The organism is Amphibacillus indicireducens, assembly GCF_039539605.1.
GTDB classification, from domain to species: domain Bacteria; phylum Bacillota; class Bacilli; order Bacillales; family Amphibacillaceae; genus Amphibacillus; species Amphibacillus indicireducens.
In genome coordinates this window covers 44400-64543 of sequence record NZ_BAABDL010000017.1, presented here as the reverse complement: position 1 = coordinate 64543, position 20144 = coordinate 44400, and the positions used below count along the sequence as shown (strand labels likewise).

Genomic DNA, 20144 nt, shown 5'->3' with positions numbered 1-20144 from the left:
AGGAGAGAGTTAAATGTTTAAATTTAAAGATATATCAATTTTATTATTTGTTATCGTCATCATGGTTATGATCATTGTACCGTTACCGGGATGGTTATTAAGTATTCTTATTTTGATAAACATTGCTTTATCATTAGTTGTTATTTTAGTAGCAATGAATATAACTGAACCTCTCCAGTTTTCTGTTTTACCGTCATTACTATTGATTATAACTTTATTTAGATTAGGTTTGAACGTTTCTACAACCCGTTCAATTTTAGCAGAAGCTGATGCGGGTAGTGTTGTTGAAACGTTTGGTTCATTTGTTATTGGTGGTAACCCATTAGTTGGTTTTGTAATCTTTGCAATTTTGGTCATTATTCAATTCTTAGTTATTACAAAAGGAAGTGAGCGTGTATCAGAGGTAGGTGCACGATTTACTTTAGACGCGATGCCTGGTAAACAAATGAGTATTGATGCTGATTTAAATGCTGGCTTAATTAATGAACATCAGGCACGAGAACGAAGAAGTAAAATTGAGCGAGAAGCAGACTTTTACGGTGCGATGGATGGGGCGAGTAAGTTTATTAAAGGTGATGCCATTGCAGGAATTATTATTGTATTAATTAATATTATCTTTGGGATTATTATTGGAATGCTACAGATGGGGATGAGCATTGGCGAAGCTCTATCAACATATATGCAATTAACTGTTGGTGATGGAATTGTCACGCAACTCCCAGCCTTATTAATTTCAACTGCCACTGGTATTATTGTGACAAGAGCTGTCTCTGAGGAAAACTTGAGTAGTGACGTATCAACTCAATTGTTACAATATCCAAAACTCCTTTATATCGCAGGCGGTACCATCTTTGTTCTAGGTTTTACGACAATTGATTTTTGGTTAACGACATCAATATCAGCCGTCTTATTGATCGCTGGATATGTACTTGATCGTCCAACACAAGAACCAATAATCGATCAAGGTGAAGTAGAAGATGAGGATGCTGCCAGACAAATTGAATCAACTGAAAATGTTGTTGATTTAATTAGTATGGATCCAATCGAATTTGAATTTGGTTATTCATTGATTCCACTCGTTGACTCAAGTCAAGGTGGTGATCTGATGGATCGAATTGTAATGATTAGAAGGCAATTGGCGATTGAACTTGGTGTCGTGATTCCAGTTGTTCGAATTCGTGATAACATTCAATTACCACCTAATGCGTATCAGCTGAAGATAAAAGGCAATGAAGTCGCGAGTGGTGAGTTAATGCTTGATCATTATTTAGCGATGACACCTGGCATGGAAGATGATGAAATAGATGGTATTGCTACGACTGAACCAGCCTTTGGACTTCCAGCTAAATGGATAAGCGAGGACATCAAGGATGAAGCTGAATTATCTGGCTATACTGTTGTTGACCCGCCATCAGTTGTATCTACACACATAACTGAAGTGATCAAAAAACATGCCCATTTATTATTGGGGCGCCAGGAAACAAAGCAATTGATCGACCATTTGAAGGAGTCATATCCAATCTTAGTCGAAGAAGTTTCACCGGAACCATTAAGTGTTGGTGATGTTCAAAAGGTATTAGCGAAATTATTAAGAGAACAGGTATCAATTCGTAATTTGCCAGTTATTTTTGAGACCTTAGCTGATTTTGGGAAAATGACGAATGATCCAGAATTATTAGGGGAATATGCAAGACAATCATTAGCATCACAAATTACAAAGCAATATGCCAATGATTTAAATTCACTTCGTGTCATCACTGTTGCTGGAGAGGTTGAACAAATGATTGCTGATCATGTTCAGCAAACTGAACATGGAAATTATTTAGCGCTTGATCCAGAAAGCCAGCAAAAAATAATTGGTTCGGTAACTGAAAGAATTGAACAAGCTTCACTACAGTCAGAAAACCCAATCATTTTATGTTCTCCAACCATTAGAATGTATATGAAACAATTGCTTGATCGATTTTTCCCAGATGTGATTGTATTATCTTATAACGAATTAGAACCAGATCTAGATGTTCAAAGTATTGGGGTGGTGAAAGCAGGATGAAGGTAAAAAAATATGTAGCACCTAGTATGCCAGAGGCACTAGATAAGGTAAGAAGTGAGTTTGGAGCGGATGCGGTTATTCTAAGTTCTAAAGCCGTATATACAGGCGGCTTCTTAGGGCTATTTAAAAAAAGAAATATTGAAGTTGTTGCAGCAATCGATCCTGAGTCAAACAAACCACGTCCAATTAAGCAGCAACGAGTCGAGCAAGTAACTGAAATACGAAAACCTGAAAGTACTCATTCAAACAAACAGCAACAGATTATGATTGAAGAGTTGCGTTCATTGAGAAAATGGATGGAAAAAACAGCTGATGAGACTGAACAAAGATTTCCTGCTGCTTTTCAATCAGTCAAAGAACATTTAATGAGTCATGAAGTTGAAGAAGAGGTCGCTGATCAATTAATTTCAATAACGTTAGATCAGAACCAAGCGGATGATCTGACGTTCCAAGAAGCAAAGAAAAAAACAAAGCAACAGCTAGAAGCTCTCTTTACTAGAGAAAATTGTGGTGCAATTCAATTTGAACAGAAATTCATTCACCTAGTTGGCCCAACAGGGGTCGGTAAAACAACTACGATTGCAAAGTTAGCAGCCAAAAGCATGCTTAAAGATGGAAAAAAAGTTGCTTTAATTACAACGGACACATATCGGATTGCCGCGATTGAACAATTAAAGACATATTCAAATATTTTAGATATTCCATTAGAAATTGCCTACACGATGGAAGATTATCAAAAAGCTCGTCTGAAATTTCAAGCGTATGATCTTGTTTTTGTTGATACAGCAGGACGTAATTTCCGGGATCCCAAGTACGTAGCTGAGTTAGGCAAGGTTGTTGATCTAGAGCATGATGTTGAAACATATTTAGTTTTATCAGCAACGACAAAAGCGCAAGATTTACTAGCCCTTTATGATCAATTCAAATCGATTCCATTAAAGAAATTAATTTTCACAAAAACTGACGAAACAAGTACGTATGGTGCGCTATTAAATTTGGTGAGCAAAAAGAAGATTGGGATCGGTTATCTGACTCACGGTCAAAATGTTCCCGATGATATTAAAGCAGCAACACCAAGCTTATTAGCAAATTTATTGATTGACTTGGACGATCACGATGTATAACGATCAAGCTGCAAGCCTTCGTCAAAAGATGAAAGAGAAAAATGGGAAAAAACAAGCAAAAACAATTGCTGTTGTGAGTGGTAAGGGTGGCGTTGGTAAATCTAATTTCACAATTAATTTTGCGCTTAAATTAATTGAAAAGAAAAAATCAGTCTTGATCATTGATTTAGATATCGGGATGGGAAATGTTGATATCTTACTAGGACTTCAAGCAAGATATTCAATTGTGCAAATGTACGAGAATGATTTGTCGATTCATGATATTATAGAAGTAGGATCAAATGCGATTTCATATATTTCAGCTGGCTCGGGACTTTCTACTGTGTTTAATATGGATGAAGAAAAACTTAACTACTTTTTAGATCAATATCATCAAATATCAACTGAATATGACTATATCTTTTTTGATATGGGAGCTGGGGCAACAAATGAAAGTTTAGCATACATTTTAGCTGCTGATGAATGCATACTAGTGACAACACCTGAACCAACTTCAATGATGGATGGCTATGCGATGATTAAACATATACATAATAAGAATGATCAACTACCATTCTATTTATTGATTAATCGTGCAGACTCTGTTAAAGAAGGGAAACAGGTGATTAAAAGACTTCAAAAGGTGACTAATTATTTTTTAGGTAAGCAGATCACCCCACTTGGAGTTTTACCAGATGACAAAAAGGTTTCGAAAGCAGTTATCTCACAAGTACCTTTTACTTTATATGATCCACTAGCTCAAGTATCTCGGGCTATTGATCAAATTGTTACACAGTACTTAACAGATTCAATTGACCTCGATAAAAAAGCACCTTCATCTTTTATTACGAAACTAAAAAAATTCATCAAAGAAAGGTAGATGGATGTGGAGAAAATAAAAGTATTAGTCGTAGACGATTCCGCCTTTATGCGTAAGATGATTTCAAACATTTTAGAGTCTCATCCTAAGATTCTTGTTGTAGGTACAGCTAGAAATGGTCTCGATGCACTAAAAAAGATCGATCAATTAAATCCAGATGTCGTCACACTGGACATTGAGATGCCTGAAATGGATGGATTAGTTGCTTTAAATAAAATTATGGAAAATAAACCGCGACCAGTTGTTATGTTGTCGAGTTTAACAAAGCATGGGGCAGATAAGACTTTTGAATCAATGGAGTTAGGGGCTGTTGATTTTATCACAAAACCATCTGGGTCTATTTCACTAAACATTAAGGAGATAGAGACCGAAATTATAAGTAAGGTACTTGAAGCAACTAAGGCAAAAGTTGAACTTTTCACAGATTCTAGCAGCCGTTCTACATATATAAAAACGTCTGATCGTCGCATCGCACCAAATCTTTCAAAAAAGCACCAAGTTATTATTGGAATTGGTACGTCTACTGGTGGTCCACGCGCATTACAACAAGTGATTACTCGACTACCTGAAAATATACCAGCACCAATCGTAATCGTCCAGCATATGCCACCAGGCTTCACGAACTCATTAGCAAAACGACTTGATCAATTGTCACATATCAAAGTTCGGGAAGCTAAAGATGGTGAAAAGCTAGAAAATGGAGTCGCTTATATTGCTCCTGGTGGATTCCAGTTTAGAGTCATAGAAACTGATGCAGGGTTAAAAGCTAAGATTACTAAAGAGGAAAATAGAAGCGGTCACCAACCGTCTGTCGATGTTTTATTTGAATCATTAGCAAAGTTAGTGAACTATAACTTAATAGGAACGATTATGACTGGAATGGGTGGAGACGGTGCAGAAGGAATTGTCGAAATGAAAAAGACGAAAGAAAGTACGGTCATTATTAGTGAAGCTGAAGAATCATGTGTTGTCTACGGGATGCCTAAATCTGCAGTGAAAACAGGTGTCGTTGATTTTGTTGTCGAACTGCCAGATATTGCAGATACGATTATAAATCTATTGAAAATTAGAGGTGAATAGAATGGTAGTAAATGAATATCTCGATATTTTTATTGAAGAAAGTAAAGAGCACATTCAATCATTAAACGATCATTTATTGGAACTAGAAAAGGATCCAAAAAACATTACCATTGTGAATGAAATTTTTAGATCTGCCCACACATTAAAAGGCATGTCTGCAACAATGGGTTATCAAGATTTAGCTGATTTAACTCATAACATGGAGAACGTGTTAGATGCTGTTCGGAATAAAAAGCTTACTTTAAACTCACAAATTGTCGATGTGATATTCACTGCTGTTGATGCTCTCGAGTCAATGGTATTTGATATTATTGATGGCGGTGAAGGAAAGCAAGACGTTTCCGAACTCGTTAATAAATTGGATGCAATCGAAAATGGTGACCAAGATATCGACAGCCAAACGAAAGAAACAGATAAATCATCAGGGAAGACGTCATCAATTGAATCTGAATTAGATCAATTTGAATTAACTGTTTTGCAGCAGTCGAATGAAAAAGGATACCAAAATTATCAAGTGACAGTACAGTTACAAGATACGACCTTATTAAAAGCAGCTCGGGTTTACATGGTTTTTGAAATTCTTGAGCAAATCGGTGAAGTTATCAAGTCTGTACCAAGCGTAACTGAATTAGAAGATGAAAATTTCGAATTTGATTTTACCGTCGTTTTAGTTACTAAAGATGGTCCAGATGAAATTGAACAGAAAATTATGAAAGTGTCTGAAATTAACAGTGTAACGGTTAACGAGTTGAAAGTTAATCAGTTTACTGGTGATGATGCTGAAGAAGCACAAGATACTGTAAAGGCAGCAGAGGAAACTTCAGAGGATCATGAAGAAACAACATCAAAACGCCCATTAACAAGTAAAACTATTCGAGTTAATATCGAACGCTTAGATGCATTAATGAATTTATTTGAAGAATTAGTTATAGATCGAGGTAGACTTGAACAAATTTCTGCTGATTTACGCCATAATGATCTTGAGGAAACAGTTGAGAGAATGGCACGTATCTCAGGAGATTTACAAAATATTATTTTAAACATGCGGATGGTTCCAATCGATCAAGTCTTTAATCGTTTCCCTCGCATGGTTCGCCAATTGAGTAGAGAATTAAATAAAGAAATCAATTTAGAGATTATTGGTGCCGATACAGAATTAGATCGTACTGTTATTGATGAGATCGGTGATCCATTAGTTCACTTAATTCGTAATGCATTGGATCATGGAATTGAAACACCTGAAGTTAGAAAAGCTAGTGGAAAACCAGGAACAGGCACACTGAAGCTAAACGCATACCATAGTGGTAACCATGTCTTTATTGAGATCTCTGATGACGGAGCAGGAATTAATCGAGATGTGATTACGAAAAAAGCAATTGAAAATGGCTTAATTACAAAAGAACAGGCTCAATCATATAGTAATCACCAAGTTTACCAATTGATTATGGAAAGTGGTTTTTCAACAGCGGATAAGATTTCAGATATATCTGGTCGCGGTGTTGGTTTGGATGTAGTTAAAAGTACGATTGAAGCACTTGGTGGTTCAATCACGATTGACTCTGAACTAGGAAAAGGATCGGTATTTTCAATTCAACTTCCATTAACATTGACAATTATTTCAGTTATGTTGACGAAAGTTAAAGATGAAACATTTGCGATTCCATTGTCTTCAATCCTTGAAACAGCGATTATTCATAAAGATAAAATTATGACAGCACATAATAAACAAGTGATTGATTTTAGAGGTCGAGTTGTCCCGCTTGTTTCATTAACAGAGATTTTTGATGTACCAGGAGATGACCAAGATGATAACTATCATTCTGTCGTTATTATTCGTCAAGGTGAAAAAATGACAGGTTTGATTGTTGATTCATTTATCGGTCAACAAGAAGTCGTTTTGAAAACTCTAGGTAATTATTTATCAAATGTGTTTGCCATATCTGGCGCGACAATTCTTGGTGATGGACAAGTTGCATTAATTGTAGACACGAGTGCACTTATTAAATAGTTAGGAGGTTTTTTCGTTGGCAAAAGTAGAATCAGAATTTGTAAAATCGATTATCTTTCAGTTAAATAATGAAGAATATGCAATGCCGGTCGATTTGGTAGGCTCAATCGAACGGATGTTACCAATCACTCGAGTTCCAGGTACGCCAGATTTTATTAAGGGTGTTTTAAACTTGCGAGGTGTTGTGACACCACTGCTTGATTTAAGAATCCGTTTCGGTTTCGAGCCAAAAGATTATAGTGATGAAACCCGGACAATTATTATCCAACACGATAATATGGACGTTGGCTTAATAGTTGATGCAGCACATGATGTCATTGATATTCCTAAAGCTTCGATTGAACCAACTCCAGAAGCTGTAGGATCTGTTCATATTGATTATATCGATGGTGTAGCAAAATATGATGAGCGATTATTTATTTTGTTAAACATTGATAAAATTCTTTCAAAAGAATTACTTGAACAAGAAACGACTGCTCGAAAAGAAAAGCTGGTGCAATAATGTCGATTTTTGATAGCTTGACTGAATACCAGTTGGACGTGCTAAAAGAAGTTGGTAACATTGGATCAGGGAATGCGGCTACCTCACTATCAATGTTAGTCGGTAGCAAGATTGATATGCGGATTCCAACTGTTCGTTTAGTGGATTATAACGAAATGATGGACTTAGTCGATGGACCGGAAACATTAATCGCTGCAATTTTTTTGAGAATAGAGGGTGAGACGCCAGGTAACATGTTTTTTGTCCTATCTTCACAAGAAGCAAGCAATTTTGTTGAGCAAATGACAGGACAGACGGACTTTTCAATTGAACATCCACCACATGATGAGATGGCGTTGTCTGCATTACAAGAGGCTGGAAATATCTTAGCGGGGTCATATTTAACTGCACTATCAGATTTTCTCAAATTATCATTACAGCCTTCTGTACCAATATTAACAATTGATATGGCAGCTGCGATATTAACTGAAGGATTAATGGAATTATCTCAAGTTAGTGATTATGCAATTATTATCGAAACAATAATTGATAATCATGCAGAGCAGAAAGAACAAATTAAGGGTCATTTCTTTTTATTACCAGATCCTGAATCATTTCCAAAAATATTTAATAAATTAGGTGTGGCAGATCAGTGAAACTTGTAGATAGTAAAGCGGTAAAAGTAGGAATTGCTGACTTAAACTTTGTGAAAGCTCCTGATGTGATCCGAACATCTGGATTAGGGTCTTGTGTAGGCGTTGTTATATTTGACCCGGTGATCAAAATTGCAGGAATGGCTCATGTTATGTTACCTGATTCAAATTCTTCAAAGAAAGAAGATTTTAATCCATATAAATATGCAGACACAGCCATTCCAATATTAGTCGAGACACTCTTAAAAGATGGTGCACGAAAATTCGCCCTTAAAGCCAAAATTGCTGGTGGTGCTCAAATGTTTGCCTTCAGTGTGAAAAATGATATGCTTCGAATTGGCGAGCGAAATGTCACGGCCGTAAAACAAATGCTTGAAGATTATCGGATCCCGATTATGGCAGAAGACGTACACGGCAATAGTGGTCGAACAATCGAATTTTCACCTGAGACTTCAATGCTACATATCCGAACAATAAGTCAGGGATCAAAAGAAATTTAATGACCATCCACACTTTCATATTATTACATCAAGAATAGTCATCTACTAACGATGAAAGCGAGGCGATTGGATTGGTTAGCCAAGAAAAGTATGTTGATCAACTTTGGGAAAAATGGATCAAGAATAAAGATGAAAACGTTACCAACCAACTCGTTGAGCATTATTTGTATCTTGTTGATTTTCACACCCAACGGATTTCGAGTCATTTACCGAAAAATGTTCAGCGAGATGAGATTAGAAGTTTAGGATTATTCGGCTTGTATGATGCATTACAAAAATTTGATTATGATCGAGATTTAAAGTTTGATACGTATGCCTCATTTAGAATTCGTGGAGCAATTATGGATGGATTAAGAAAAGAAGATTGGCTTCCACGGTCGACACGAGATAAAGCTAAAAAGATTGATCAAGCTTCACATGAACTGACACAAAAGCTTCAAAGAAACCCAACCGCTGCAGAAATTGCAGATTTTCTGGATATGACACGTGATGAGGTTGAAACAAGCTATAAAGATACGCTATTTGCTAATTTACTTTCAATTGAGCAGAAAGCTTCAGACGATTCAGAAGATCACAAAGAGGGAATTGGCTACAAAATTATTGATCATGAACAACTCTCACCTGAGGAACATTTGCTTCAAGAAGAGAGCTATGCCAACCTAGCGCAATCAATCAAAGCATTAAATAAAAATGAACAACTTGTTATTAGCTTATTCTATCATGACGAACTGACACTAACTGAAATTGGACAAGTTTTATCGCTAACGACATCAAGAATCTCTCAAATTCATAAACAAGCCATTTTTAAATTAAGACAATCATTAACGTAAGATGGATTTTTAAAAGTTATCAGATCGGATCTCTCGCTATTTTTTTATTATTCAAAAAGGGTGAATGAATATGGTAGATTTAAATGATCACTTCGTATTATTTGTGTCTGAGGATCAAATGGCTGCAACTGTCCAATTGATCGAAAAATATAATCCTGCAGATATTAGTGAAGAATTAATCAGCGATTGGTTAAAAGCTAATAAAATAACTTATGGAATAAACCATGATGCAATTAAAAGTATTGTAAGTCAATGTGATGAATCAATTTTCCCAATTTCAATTGCAAAAGGGACAGAAGCTGTTGATGGGATTGATGGGAAAATTACATTTGTCTCTGAACAAAATGATTTAATCAATATTGATGATAAAAGGGATTTTCGCGATATTAAAAGGATTCCATCTTTAGATGAGAATGAAAAAATCGCTATTTTAATTGACCCAATTGATGGAGAACCAGGCATGACTGTTTTTGGTAAGAAGTTGCCATATAGAAAGGCAAAATCAGTCAAAATGAGTGCCGGTAAGAATGTTGTTTATCGCACTGAAGATCAATCGTTTTATTCAGAGATAAAAGGAAAATTAAGTGTGACAGGAAATAAAATTCATGTCCACAATACGTATGAAATTAATGAAGATTTATCGATGAAGTCTGGTAATATAAACTTTGTTGGTTCTGTTGTGATTCGAGGCAATGTGCCAACAGGATATCGAGTAGAAGCAGAGGGAGACATTTATGTCTATGGGCTTGTTGAAGCCAGTTATATTAAAGCCGGAGGAAATGTAACGATCACAGAAGGAGTTTCTGGATTAAAAAAAGCTGAAATTTACGCTGATGGTGACATAAAAATTGGCTACATTAATCAAGCTAAAGTTGAGGCTGGACAGAATGTTATTGCTCAAAACTCAATTATGCATAGTGAATGTGTTGCTAAGCAACATATTTACTGTCATTCAGGAAGTATTATTGGTGGAAGTTGTTCTGCTGGTGTGACAATTGAAGCAAATGAAGTTGGGAATAAAATGCATACGAAAACAGAGATTACAATCGGTGTAGATAAATCACAATTTGATCTTGAAAGTCAGTTTACGGCTGCTAGAAAAACATTGATAAGTGAGATTGAAAAGTTGCGGAAACTTGGTGAAGGCTTAGAAAACAAAGCTAAAGCCGGTGGAGGTCTCTCATCAAAAGAGCGAATTTTCCTTTTGAAACAGAAGAATACGCTCCAAGTGACAAAAAATAAGCTCGCTAAAATTGAAGAAAAAATTGATTCATTAAAAGTTAATCTAGGTGATGAAGAAAAAGCGCGCTTAATAGTTAAGAAAGTGCTTTATCCGAATGTTGACCTACAATTCGGAAAATATCGCCGTACAACAGATTCAACCCACAAATTTACTCAAGTTTATATCGAAGACGGTGAAATTCAAATTAACTCACTTTAAAATGGAAAGGTGTGTTCGATATGGGTTGGAGATCAATTGAATTACAAGTTGCCTTACCACGTACTCAGGACGTCGGTCGAATTCAAGAACAAATCCAACAACGAGGCCAATTTATGCAAGAAGTAATTGCTCAAGCACAACAACAGGCTGAGGAAATGAAGCGCAGATCTGTCACTAATCTTGAAGAAGGTCATAAATTATCAAATGATACTAAGGAAAGTGATCAAGAGAACCAGTTGGATCAGTCAAATGAGCATGCAGACAGTAAACCTGAACACAAAATTAAGATCCAACATCCTTATTTAGGGACGCGAATAGATATTAACGGTTAAGAGGGGTTAAAAATGGCCTATTTACTATTGATTAGCTTTATAATCCATGCGATTACCTTAGTGGTAATTAGACAACTTAAAGCTAAAGTTGATCAACCGTCGATGACAAAACAGACTTTAGATCAACAACAAAAAGAAATTGAAGAACTATTAGCAGTTTATTTATTAGAAATACGCGAAGAAAACGATAAATTAATTCAATTAATCAATCAACAACCTAAAAAAGAACCTGTGGTTAAGCAACCAAAATCAGTTGATAAAAGTCAAGAAGTACCAATGCCAACTAAGCTAGAAACAGAAGCAAAGTATCAAGATTATCAACCGTTTGTTCCTGACGATCAAGAACCTGTTGTTGAACAATCTTTTGCTGCTCAAGTATTATCATTAGCCGAACGTGGTGATACACCAGAAGCAATCGCTAAAAAATTAAATCGTGGTAAAACAGAAGTTGAACTATTAATTAAATTTCATCAAAATCAGTAGAAATAATTACTTGCTTGTAAATAATGATTATGATATAGTTATCTGTGGTGTTAAATACACACGCTTATGGATGATGGAAAAGGTGCTAATGATCAATCAGTCATTAGTTTTTCTATTGTGATGAAGTAAGCCGAGGAAAAAACCAAATTAGGAGGAATAGAAATGGCAGTTATTTCAATGAAACAACTACTAGAAGCTGGTGTTCATTTTGGACATCAAACACGTCGTTGGAATCCAAAGATGAAAAAATATATTTTCACGGAAAGAAACGGCATTTACATTATCGACTTACAAAAAACTGTGAAGATGGTTGATGTAGCGTATAACTTCATCAAAGAAGTTGCTGAAAATGGCGGTTCTGTATTATTTGTAGGTACGAAGAAACAAGCACAAGAATCAATTAAAGAAGAGGCAATTCGTTCAGGTCAATATTACATTAACCAACGCTGGTTAGGTGGAACGTTGACAAACTTTGAAACGATTCGTAAGAGTATTAATCGTCTAAAATCAATTGAGAAAATGGAAGAAGACGGTACATTTGACGTTTTACCTAAAAAAGAAACAGTTGATCTATTAAAAGAAAAAGATCGACTTGTTAAATTCTTAGGTGGAATTAAAGATATGAAGAAGCTTCCTGACGCTTTATTCGTAGTTGACCCACGTAAAGAGCGCATTGCAGTGGCAGAAGCGAAAAAACTTAACATTCCGATTGTTGGAATCGTTGATACGAACTGTGATCCAGATGAAATTGATTACGTGATCCCAGCAAATGATGATGCAATTCGTGCAGTTAAATTATTAACGTCAACAATGGCAGATGCAATCTTAGAAGTTAAGCAAGGTGAAGAAACTGAAGAAGTAGCTCAACCAGAAGCTGAAGAGGCAGAAGTTGAAGTTGCAACTGAAGAAGTAGCAGAAAGCACACCTGTTGAACAAGAATAACAAATTAAAAAGGTGATAAGGGGGGAACCTTTTATCACCTTTTTTTAGAAAAGAACGTATAACAATCATAAGGAGGAAATATAGATGAAAATTACAGCAGCTATGGTAAAAGAGTTACGCGAAAAAACGGGTGCAGGAATGATGGATTGTAAGAAAGCTCTACAGGAAACAGATGGTGATATGGAAAAAGCAATTGATTTCTTACGTGAAAAAGGAATCTCTAGTGCAGCTAAAAAAGCGGATCGTATTGCAGCAGAAGGAACAGCTTATACTTTAGTTGATGGTAATACAGCTGTTTTATTAGAAATTAACTGTGAAACAGATTTCGTAACTAAAAATGATCAATTTAAAGCACTTGTACATGATTTAGCTGAGCACTTGCTGTCACAAAAACCAGCAAACTTAGAAGAAGCATTACAACAGCCACTACACGGCGATGGTGATACGATTGAAACATACATTAATAAAGCAGTTGCAACAATTGGTGAAAAAATCACCTTACGTCGTTTTGTGATTGCTGACAAAACGGATGCAGATGCATTCGGTGCATATATTCACTTAAATGGTTCAATTGGTGCATTAGTTGTCTTAGAAGGTACAACAGATGAAGCATTTGCAAAAGACATTGCAATGCATATTGCTGCTGTTAATCCACAATTTGTTTCACGTGATGATGTTGATGCTGACTTAATCGCAAGAGAAAGAGAAGTATTAACACAACAAGCACTAAATGAAGGGAAACCAGAAAAAATCGTTGAAAAAATGGTTGAAGGTCGTTTAGGAAAGTTCTTTGAAGACATTAGCTTATTAGAGCAAAGTTTTGTTAAAGATCCAGATGTTAAAGTGAAAAAGTTAGTTGCAGACAAAGGTGCTTCAATTCATGCATTTACGCGTTATCAAGTTGGCGAAGGTATTGAAAAACGAGAAGAAAACTTTGCAGAAGAAGTACGTAGTCAAATGAAGAATTAATTCAAGATTAATTAAGGGAGCACTTCTTCGTGTTCCCTTTTCTTTGAATATTTTACTCTATCTAGATTTTGGCGAATCAATTGTTTCCTTGGAGCGCTTAGTGTAAAATATAATTAAAATCTACATAATGGAGGTTAACATGACGAAAGCACACTATAAAAGAATTGTACTAAAATTAAGTGGCGAAGCATTGAGTGGTGAACTCGGCTACGGACTCGAACCAAAAATTATTCGTTCAATTGCCCAACAGGTGAAAGAAGTCGTAGAACTTGGTGTAGAGACGGCAATCGTTGTAGGTGGTGGCAACATTTGGCGTGGTAAAGTAGGAAGTGAAATGGGGATGGATCGAGCAAATGCAGATTATATGGGAATGCTTGCGACGATTATGAACTCATTAGCACTTCAAGATAGCTTAGAAAATATTGGCGTTGCAACCCGTGTCCAAACATCGATTGAAATGAGACAGGTTGCTGAACCTTATATAAGAAGACGAGCAATGCGTCATCTTGAGAAAAAGCGTGTCGTCATCTTTGCGGCAGGTACAGGAAATCCTTATTTTTCAACAGATACAACTGCTGCATTACGAGCTGCTGAAATTGATGCCGAAGTGATTTTAATGGCTAAAAACAATGTCGATGGTGTCTATACAGCAGATCCAAAAATCGATCCGAATGCAATGAAATACGAAGAACTCACTTATATGCAGATGCTCAATGAAGAACTAGGTGTGATGGACTCAACGGCATCATCATTATGTATGGATAATGAATTACCTCTATTAGTCTTTTCAATTGGCAAAGAAGGCAATATTAAAAGAGCAGTTCTCGGTGAAAAAATCGGAACTATTGTAAAGGGGAAATAAACATGTCAGAAGCAATTATTAAAGATATTCAGCAAAAAATGGATCAAGCGATTCAGTCTTTTCAAAAAAGTTTAGCGACTGTTCGAGCAGGTCGTGCAAATCCAGCAATTTTAAATAGTGTCATGGTCGATTATTATGGTGCAGCGACGCCATTAAATCAATTAGCAACAATCACGGCACCTGAGGCAAGAATGATCCTTGTCACACCATTTGATAAATCATCGATTGGTGATATCGAAAAAGGCATTCAAAAAGCTGACCTTGGCTTAGCACCATCAAGCGATGGAAACATTGTGCGAATCGTTATTCCACCATTAACTGAAGAGCGCCGTAAGGAACTCGTTAAAGTTGTTGGTAAATTTGCTGAAGAATCAAAAGTTCAAATTCGTAACATTAGAAGAGATGCAAATGACCAATTAAAGAAAAATGAAAAAGATAGTGAAATCACTGAAGATGAATTACGTCAGTATCAAAATGATGTTCAAGCTGAAACTGACAAATTTATTAAGCAGATTGATTCATTAGTGGAAGATAAAGAAGCAGAAATTATGGAAGTATAATCTGGTTTAAAAGAGTGATGGGTGTTGCAAAAGCGCGTTCTTTTGTTACGCCTTTTTCTTTTTAATAAAGATTACTAGTGATTCTCAAGCCATTACATGATAAACTGAAACAGGGTACGAACCGATCAATTTGATAAAAAAGGTAACTTGCGATAAAGTAAATAAGGATTTAATCTTCTTGATGATGATAAGGATTAGATATATCTGCATGGTGATTATCGTTGATCATTGTTTAGTAATGGAGGAAAAAAGATGGCATTTAACTATTGGCCTTTTATAAATAAAAATAAAACGACAGTTGAAAAAGATCATCAGATCACTGTTATTCCAGATCATGTGGCAATCATTATGGATGGTAACGGACGTTGGGCAAAACAACGTGGGTTACCTAGAATCGCAGGTCATAAACAAGGAATGGACAATGTTAAACACATTGTTGAAGTCGCGAATACATACGACATAAAGGTTTTAACATTGTATGCTTTTTCGACTGAAAACTGGAAAAGACCCGAACAAGAGGTTAATTTTTTAATGAAACTCCCTCAAGAATTTTTAAGTGTCTATTTACCAGACTTGATCAAAGAAAATGTTAAAATTGAAATGATTGGTGATATTGAAAGATTACCTAAGTCAACTCAAAAAGCGATCAACAATGCGATTGAAAAAACAGAACATAATACTGGGCTCATCCTCAATATTGCGATGAATTACGGCAGTCGTTTAGAGATGGTTGATGTCGTAAAATCGATTGCTGAGGATGTACGCTCAAATAAATTAACACCCGATCAAATAGATGAACAAACAATTAATCAGCGCCTATATACATCGCATTTACCTGAACCTGATTTATTAATTCGTACAAGCGGGGAGATTAGATTAAGTAATTTTCTACTCTGGCAACTTGCCTATACAGAATTTTGGTTTACCGATGCTTATTGGCCGGCATTTTCTGAGCATGAATTTAAACAAGCTTTACTAGCCTATCAGCAACGAAAAAGAAGATATGGTGGTTTAGAATAGAAAAGAGTAGGTGTATACCGATGTTAAAAAGAACAATAACCGCAGTCATTGCCATTGCCCTATTTTTCCCGTTTGTTATTTATGGCGGCTGGCCGCTTTCGATTGTCATGTTATTAATAGCTTCCATTGGACTATTTGAACTATTAAGAATGCGTAACCTAACGGATTATAAGATTCCAGTCTGTTTAGCGATGTTACTTTTGTGGATACTATTGTTACCCGACGCATTTATTGGTGATATGCTACCGAGTGCTATGAACAAAATCAATTTGCTATTGATAATTTCTATAGCAATCTTAGCATATACTGTTTTATTGAAAAATAAATTTACCTTTGATGATGCCGGCTTTTTAATTTTGGGAACAATTTATATTGGTTTAGGCTTCCACTATTTTGTTGCGAGTCGTGCATTTGGGTTAGAGTACGTATTTTACGCTATTGTTGTTATTCTGATTACTGATAGTGGTGCTTACTTTTCAGGTAATTTATTTGGAAAGCATAAATTGCTTCCAGAAATCAGTCCGAAAAAGACGATTGAAGGGGCAATTGGTGGTGCGATTATGGCAATAGTTGCAGGAACAATCTTCAATTTTATATTTCCGGTTCATGATTCAATGATCGTTGTGATTGTCGTTTCATTTTTCGCTAGTTTAATTGGACAGACTGGTGATTTGGTTGAATCTGGACTGAAGCGCCATTATAACGTCAAAGATTCAGGTCATCTACTACCTGGTCATGGTGGTATTCTTGATCGTTTTGATAGTTGGTTATTTGTTTTCCCATTTTTAAACTTTATTCAGTTTATCGGATAATAAGAGGAGTGAGATTTAAGTGAATACGATAATAGCATTTATCCTCATGTTTGGATTGCTTGTTTTTGTTCATGAGTTTGGTCATTTTATTTTTGCTAAAAAAGCTGGCATGCTCGTTAGAGAGTTTGCGATTGGCTTTGGTCCAAAGATTTTTTCGATTAAAAAGGCTGAAACGTTATATACCATTCGAATTCTACCTATGGGTGGCTACGTAAGGGTTGCGGGCGAAGATCCTGAAATCATTGATTTAAAACCGGGTCAACACATTGGTTTAACTTTTAATCAAGAGAAAAAAGTCAGTCAAATCATTATCAATCACAAAGCAAAGTATCCAGAAGCTCAGGTGATTGAAGTTGAGCGATCAGACCTTGATCATGAACTGATTATTACTGGTAGTTTAGTTGGTGAAGATGAATTAGTCACTTATTCAGTGGCTGATAATGCTGATTATATTATGGATGAAGTTGCTACTCAAATTGCTCCATATAATCGTCAGTTTGCATCGAAAACGAAGCGTCAAAGAGCAATGCAGCTTTTTGCCGGACCACTGATGAACTTTGTTTTAACTGCGTTACTGTTTTTTGTGATGGGATCATTACAAGGGATTCCCTCAGAAGAAGCGCGTTTAGGTGAAATTATGCCAGACGGACCTGCTGAAGCTGCAGGTTTCGAAGCGGGTGATGAAATTCTTGCGATTAATGGTGAACCTATTTCTAAATGGATTGAATTTCAGACGTCAGTCAGGGATAATCCAGACCAAGAACTCTTTATGCAAGTTGAGCGTGCTGGTCAAGAACTTGAAATAGCTGTTACACCACAAGCGATAGAAAATCAAGATACCGTATATGGTCAAATTGGTGTCATGCAATCCATTGACAAATCACCATTAAAAGCGATTCCATATAGCCTTAAAGAGACCTATGAATGGTCGAAGTTAATCATTGTTAACGTCGCAATGCTAGTAAGTGGTCAATTCTCGCTAGATATGTTAGGTGGACCTGTCGCAATTTACGGTGCTACGGATCAGATGGTTCAGAGTGGCTTTTGGACGTTTATTCACTGGACAGCGGCATTAAGTGTGAATTTAGGTGTGATTAATTTATTACCATTACCGGCACTTGATGGAGGTCGTTTATTATTTATCGGGATTGAGGCGGTTCGAGGAAAACCAATTTCAGCCGAAAAGGAAGGGCTCGTTCATTTTATTGGTTTTGCATTATTAATGTTATTAATGATCATTGTAACTTGGAATGATATTCAACGTTTATTTATGTAATTTGAAATGAGATAAAAGGTGGATGAAAGATGAGACAGAGTAAAACATTAATACCGACATTAAAAGAAACTCCAGCTGATGCAGATGCAACTAGCCACAAGTGGCTTCTTAGAGCTGGATATATTAGACAAAACTTTTCCGGAGTGTACAGCTTCTTACCGCTAGGAAAAAAAGTATTAGATAAAATCGAAGCGATTATTCGTGAGGAAATGGATGCAATTGGAGCGAACGAAATGCTGATGCCGGCATTGCAATCGGCTGATTTATGGAAAGAAACAGAACGTTGGGATGCGATGGGCGATGAATTAATTCGCTTAAAAGATCGTCATAATCGTGATTTTGTACTTGGACCAACACATGAAGAAATTGCTACGAGCTTGATTCGTGATGAAGTAAAAAGTTACAAGCAACTTCCATTAACAATTTATCAAATTCAAACAAAGTATCGTGATGAACGTCGTCCTCGATTTGGATTATTAAGAGGTCGAGAATTTATTATGAAAGATGCCTACTCATTTCATGCTACTGATGAGAGTCTAGATGAGCGCTATCAGCAAATGTATCAAGCGTACACACGGATTTTTAACCGACTTGGATTGAATTTCCGCTCTGTTATTGCTGACGCAGGAGCGATGGGCGGTAAAGACACTCATGAGTTTATGGCTTTGGCTGAGATCGGTGAAGATACGATTGCTTATTCAAGTGAGTCGGATTATGCAGCTAATATTGAAATGGCAGAGGTACTTGATACGTATCAATTCTCAACTGAGGAGCAAAAAGAATTAGCAAAGGTTGATACACCAAATCAAAAAACAATGCAAGAAGTTGCTGATTTCTTAGAGCATGATCTAGATCAAGGGATGAAATCATTGCTATTTAAAGCGGATGATCAATATGTTCTCGTTGTAACACGAGGGGATCATGAAGTTAATGAAATTAAATTAAAACATCATTTGCACGCGAATGATGTTGAATTAGTTGATGAAGATAAAACATTTGAATTAATGAATGTTGGGTTTGGATCGATTGGACCAATTGGTGTAGCAGAAGATATTAAAGTCATTTGTGATTATGCTGTTAAATCGATGGCAAATGCAACATGTGGTGCAAACGAAGAAGGTGTTCACTATATCAATGTGAATCCAACCCGTGATTTACATGACACTGAATATGCGGACTTACGTTTTGTTAGTGAGGGTGATCCATCCCCAGATGGCAAAGGTGTGATTAAGTTTGCTAAGGGGATTGAAATTGGGCAAGTATTTAAGCTGGGTAGATTTTATGCCGAAAAATTAGCTGCAAATTATTTGAATCAACAAGGTAAAGCCGAAACGTTGACGATGGGTTGTTATGGAATTGGGGTTTCCCGTACCTTAGCAGCAATTGTTGAGCAATATCATGATGATCGGGGGATTACTTGGCCAGTACATCTTGCGCCATATCAAGTCCATTTATTGGTTCTTAATAATAAACCTGAGCAAAGAGAGTTAGCAGAGGAAATTTATCAGCAATTAACTGATGCAGGCTTTGATGTGTTATTTGATGATCGCAATGAGCGAGCAGGGGTAAAGTTTGCTGACAGTGACTTAATTGGAATTCCGTATCGGATAACGGTCGGTAAAAAGGCGAGCGAAGGCATTGTTGAGTTCAAAGTTCGGCAAACGAATGAACAAGATGAGTGTCATCAAGGTGAACTTGTCGATTATTTAAATGAAGTACTAAACTAAACAAAAACCCTTGTCCAACTGAAGACAAGGGTTTATAAATATAGAAAATCGATTTATGTAGTTACTTCATAAAACAAAAGATTTGGAATAAAAAAGTATTAGAATCAAAGAGCAATATAAATTGAAGCATGGGAA

At 36.2% G+C, this 20144-nt stretch carries 20 protein-coding genes; all 20 read left to right on the top strand.

What is annotated here, in order from left to right; translation table 11 throughout:
* Positions 1–13: 13 nt before the first annotated feature.
* The 20 genes from flhA (at position 14) to ABD814_RS01820 (ending at position 20009) form a co-directional block, all read left to right on the top strand.
* A complete protein-coding gene (gene flhA / locus ABD814_RS01915; protein WP_344909792.1) occupies positions 14–2050 on the top strand; it encodes a flagellar biosynthesis protein FlhA in 2037 nt (678 codons plus the stop codon).
* Entirely contained in the window at positions 2047–3174 is a 1128-nt protein-coding gene (gene flhF / locus ABD814_RS01910) for a flagellar biosynthesis GTPase FlhF (RefSeq protein WP_344909790.1), read from the top strand. The genes flhA and flhF overlap by 4 nt, the downstream gene beginning before the upstream one ends.
* The gene (locus tag ABD814_RS01905; RefSeq protein ID WP_344909789.1) at positions 3167–4033 is read left to right on the top strand and encodes a MinD/ParA family protein; all 867 of its coding nucleotides are present in this window, start codon (positions 3167–3169) and stop codon (positions 4031–4033) included. Before flhF ends, ABD814_RS01905 begins: the two co-directional genes overlap by 8 nt.
* Before the next feature lie 6 nt (positions 4034–4039).
* A complete protein-coding gene (locus ABD814_RS01900) occupies positions 4040–5113 on the top strand; it encodes a protein-glutamate methylesterase/protein-glutamine glutaminase (protein ID WP_344909788.1) in 1074 nt (357 codons plus the stop codon).
* A gap of 1 nt (position 5114) precedes the next feature.
* Positions 5115–7121, top strand: coding sequence for a chemotaxis protein CheW (locus ABD814_RS01895; RefSeq protein ID WP_344909786.1), 2007 nt, complete (start codon positions 5115–5117; stop codon positions 7119–7121).
* 16 nt (positions 7122–7137) lie between these two features.
* Entirely contained in the window at positions 7138–7623 is a 486-nt protein-coding gene (locus ABD814_RS01890) for a chemotaxis protein CheW (RefSeq protein ID WP_344909784.1), read from the top strand.
* On the top strand, positions 7623–8258 hold the full coding sequence (locus tag ABD814_RS01885) for a chemotaxis protein CheC (protein WP_344909783.1): 636 nt from the start codon (positions 7623–7625) through the stop codon (positions 8256–8258). Before ABD814_RS01890 ends, ABD814_RS01885 begins: the two co-directional genes overlap by 1 nt.
* Positions 8255–8755, top strand: a complete 501-nt coding sequence (locus ABD814_RS01880; protein WP_344909781.1) for a chemotaxis protein CheD — start codon at positions 8255–8257, stop codon at positions 8753–8755. The genes ABD814_RS01885 and ABD814_RS01880 overlap by 4 nt, the downstream gene beginning before the upstream one ends.
* 71 nt (positions 8756–8826) lie before the next feature.
* The gene (locus tag ABD814_RS01875) at positions 8827–9585 is read left to right on the top strand and encodes a FliA/WhiG family RNA polymerase sigma factor (RefSeq protein ID WP_344909779.1); all 759 of its coding nucleotides are present in this window, start codon (positions 8827–8829) and stop codon (positions 9583–9585) included.
* Between the two features lie 70 nt (positions 9586–9655).
* Positions 9656–11026 carry a flagellar assembly protein A gene (locus ABD814_RS01870; RefSeq protein WP_344909778.1) on the top strand — a complete coding sequence of 457 codons (1371 nt, stop codon included), beginning with the start codon at positions 9656–9658 and terminating at the stop codon, positions 11024–11026.
* Between the two features lie 20 nt (positions 11027–11046).
* Positions 11047–11358: a hypothetical protein gene (locus tag ABD814_RS01865; protein ID WP_344909776.1), complete on the top strand. Its 312-nt coding sequence runs from the start codon at positions 11047–11049 to the stop codon at positions 11356–11358.
* 12 nt (positions 11359–11370) lie between these two features.
* A complete protein-coding gene (locus ABD814_RS01860; protein WP_344909775.1) occupies positions 11371–11841 on the top strand; it encodes a DUF6115 domain-containing protein in 471 nt (156 codons plus the stop codon).
* A gap of 162 nt (positions 11842–12003) precedes the next feature.
* Positions 12004–12783 carry a 30S ribosomal protein S2 gene (gene rpsB / locus ABD814_RS01855; protein WP_344909773.1) on the top strand — a complete coding sequence of 260 codons (780 nt, stop codon included), beginning with the start codon at positions 12004–12006 and terminating at the stop codon, positions 12781–12783.
* Positions 12784–12867: 84 nt separating this feature from the next.
* Positions 12868–13752 (top strand): translation elongation factor Ts, encoded by an 885-nt coding sequence (gene tsf / locus ABD814_RS01850; RefSeq protein WP_344909772.1) that lies wholly within the window; start codon positions 12868–12870, stop codon positions 13750–13752.
* Between the two features lie 139 nt (positions 13753–13891).
* A complete protein-coding gene (gene pyrH / locus ABD814_RS01845) occupies positions 13892–14614 on the top strand; it encodes a UMP kinase (protein ID WP_344909770.1) in 723 nt (240 codons plus the stop codon).
* A 2-nt stretch (positions 14615–14616) separates the two neighbouring features.
* Complete coding sequence (frr, locus tag ABD814_RS01840; protein ID WP_344909769.1) at positions 14617–15174, top strand: ribosome recycling factor; 558 nt, start codon at positions 14617–14619, stop codon at positions 15172–15174.
* A gap of 252 nt (positions 15175–15426) precedes the next feature.
* On the top strand, positions 15427–16194 hold the full coding sequence (gene uppS / locus ABD814_RS01835) for an undecaprenyl pyrophosphate synthase (RefSeq protein ID WP_344909767.1): 768 nt from the start codon (positions 15427–15429) through the stop codon (positions 16192–16194).
* 20 nt (positions 16195–16214) lie between these two features.
* Positions 16215–17006 (top strand): phosphatidate cytidylyltransferase, encoded by a 792-nt coding sequence (locus ABD814_RS01830; protein ID WP_344909766.1) that lies wholly within the window; start codon positions 16215–16217, stop codon positions 17004–17006.
* A 19-nt stretch (positions 17007–17025) separates the two neighbouring features.
* Positions 17026–18282: an RIP metalloprotease RseP gene (gene rseP / locus ABD814_RS01825; protein ID WP_344909765.1), complete on the top strand. Its 1257-nt coding sequence runs from the start codon at positions 17026–17028 to the stop codon at positions 18280–18282.
* Between the two features lie 29 nt (positions 18283–18311).
* Complete coding sequence (locus tag ABD814_RS01820; RefSeq protein ID WP_344909763.1) at positions 18312–20009, top strand: proline--tRNA ligase; 1698 nt, start codon at positions 18312–18314, stop codon at positions 20007–20009.
* Positions 20010–20144: the final 135 nt, after the last annotated feature.

What these genes read in the sequence shown, in the direction of transcription:
- flhF (WP_344909790.1), top strand. Translation starts at nt 2,047, where the DNA reads ATGAAGGTAAAAAAATATGTAGCACCTAGTATGCCAGAGGCACTAGAT.
- ABD814_RS01885 (WP_344909783.1), top strand. Translation starts at nt 7,623, where the DNA reads ATGTCGATTTTTGATAGCTTGACTGAATACCAGTTGGACGTGCTAAAA.
- tsf (WP_344909772.1), top strand. Translation starts at nt 12,868, where the DNA reads ATGAAAATTACAGCAGCTATGGTAAAAGAGTTACGCGAAAAAACGGGT.
- frr (WP_344909769.1), top strand. Translation starts at nt 14,617, where the DNA reads ATGTCAGAAGCAATTATTAAAGATATTCAGCAAAAAATGGATCAAGCG.
- ABD814_RS01905 (WP_344909789.1), top strand. Translation starts at nt 3,167, where the DNA reads ATGTATAACGATCAAGCTGCAAGCCTTCGTCAAAAGATGAAAGAGAAA.
- pyrH (WP_344909770.1), top strand. Translation starts at nt 13,892, where the DNA reads ATGACGAAAGCACACTATAAAAGAATTGTACTAAAATTAAGTGGCGAA.
- uppS (WP_344909767.1), top strand. Translation starts at nt 15,427, where the DNA reads ATGGCATTTAACTATTGGCCTTTTATAAATAAAAATAAAACGACAGTT.
- rpsB (WP_344909773.1), top strand. Translation starts at nt 12,004, where the DNA reads ATGGCAGTTATTTCAATGAAACAACTACTAGAAGCTGGTGTTCATTTT.
- ABD814_RS01830 (WP_344909766.1), top strand. Translation starts at nt 16,215, where the DNA reads ATGTTAAAAAGAACAATAACCGCAGTCATTGCCATTGCCCTATTTTTC.
- flhA (WP_344909792.1), top strand. Translation starts at nt 14, where the DNA reads ATGTTTAAATTTAAAGATATATCAATTTTATTATTTGTTATCGTCATC.
- ABD814_RS01870 (WP_344909778.1), top strand. Translation starts at nt 9,656, where the DNA reads ATGGTAGATTTAAATGATCACTTCGTATTATTTGTGTCTGAGGATCAA.
- ABD814_RS01895 (WP_344909786.1), top strand. Translation starts at nt 5,115, where the DNA reads ATGGTAGTAAATGAATATCTCGATATTTTTATTGAAGAAAGTAAAGAG.
- ABD814_RS01865 (WP_344909776.1), top strand. Translation starts at nt 11,047, where the DNA reads ATGGGTTGGAGATCAATTGAATTACAAGTTGCCTTACCACGTACTCAG.
- ABD814_RS01820 (WP_344909763.1), top strand. Translation starts at nt 18,312, where the DNA reads ATGAGACAGAGTAAAACATTAATACCGACATTAAAAGAAACTCCAGCT.
- ABD814_RS01860 (WP_344909775.1), top strand. Translation starts at nt 11,371, where the DNA reads ATGGCCTATTTACTATTGATTAGCTTTATAATCCATGCGATTACCTTA.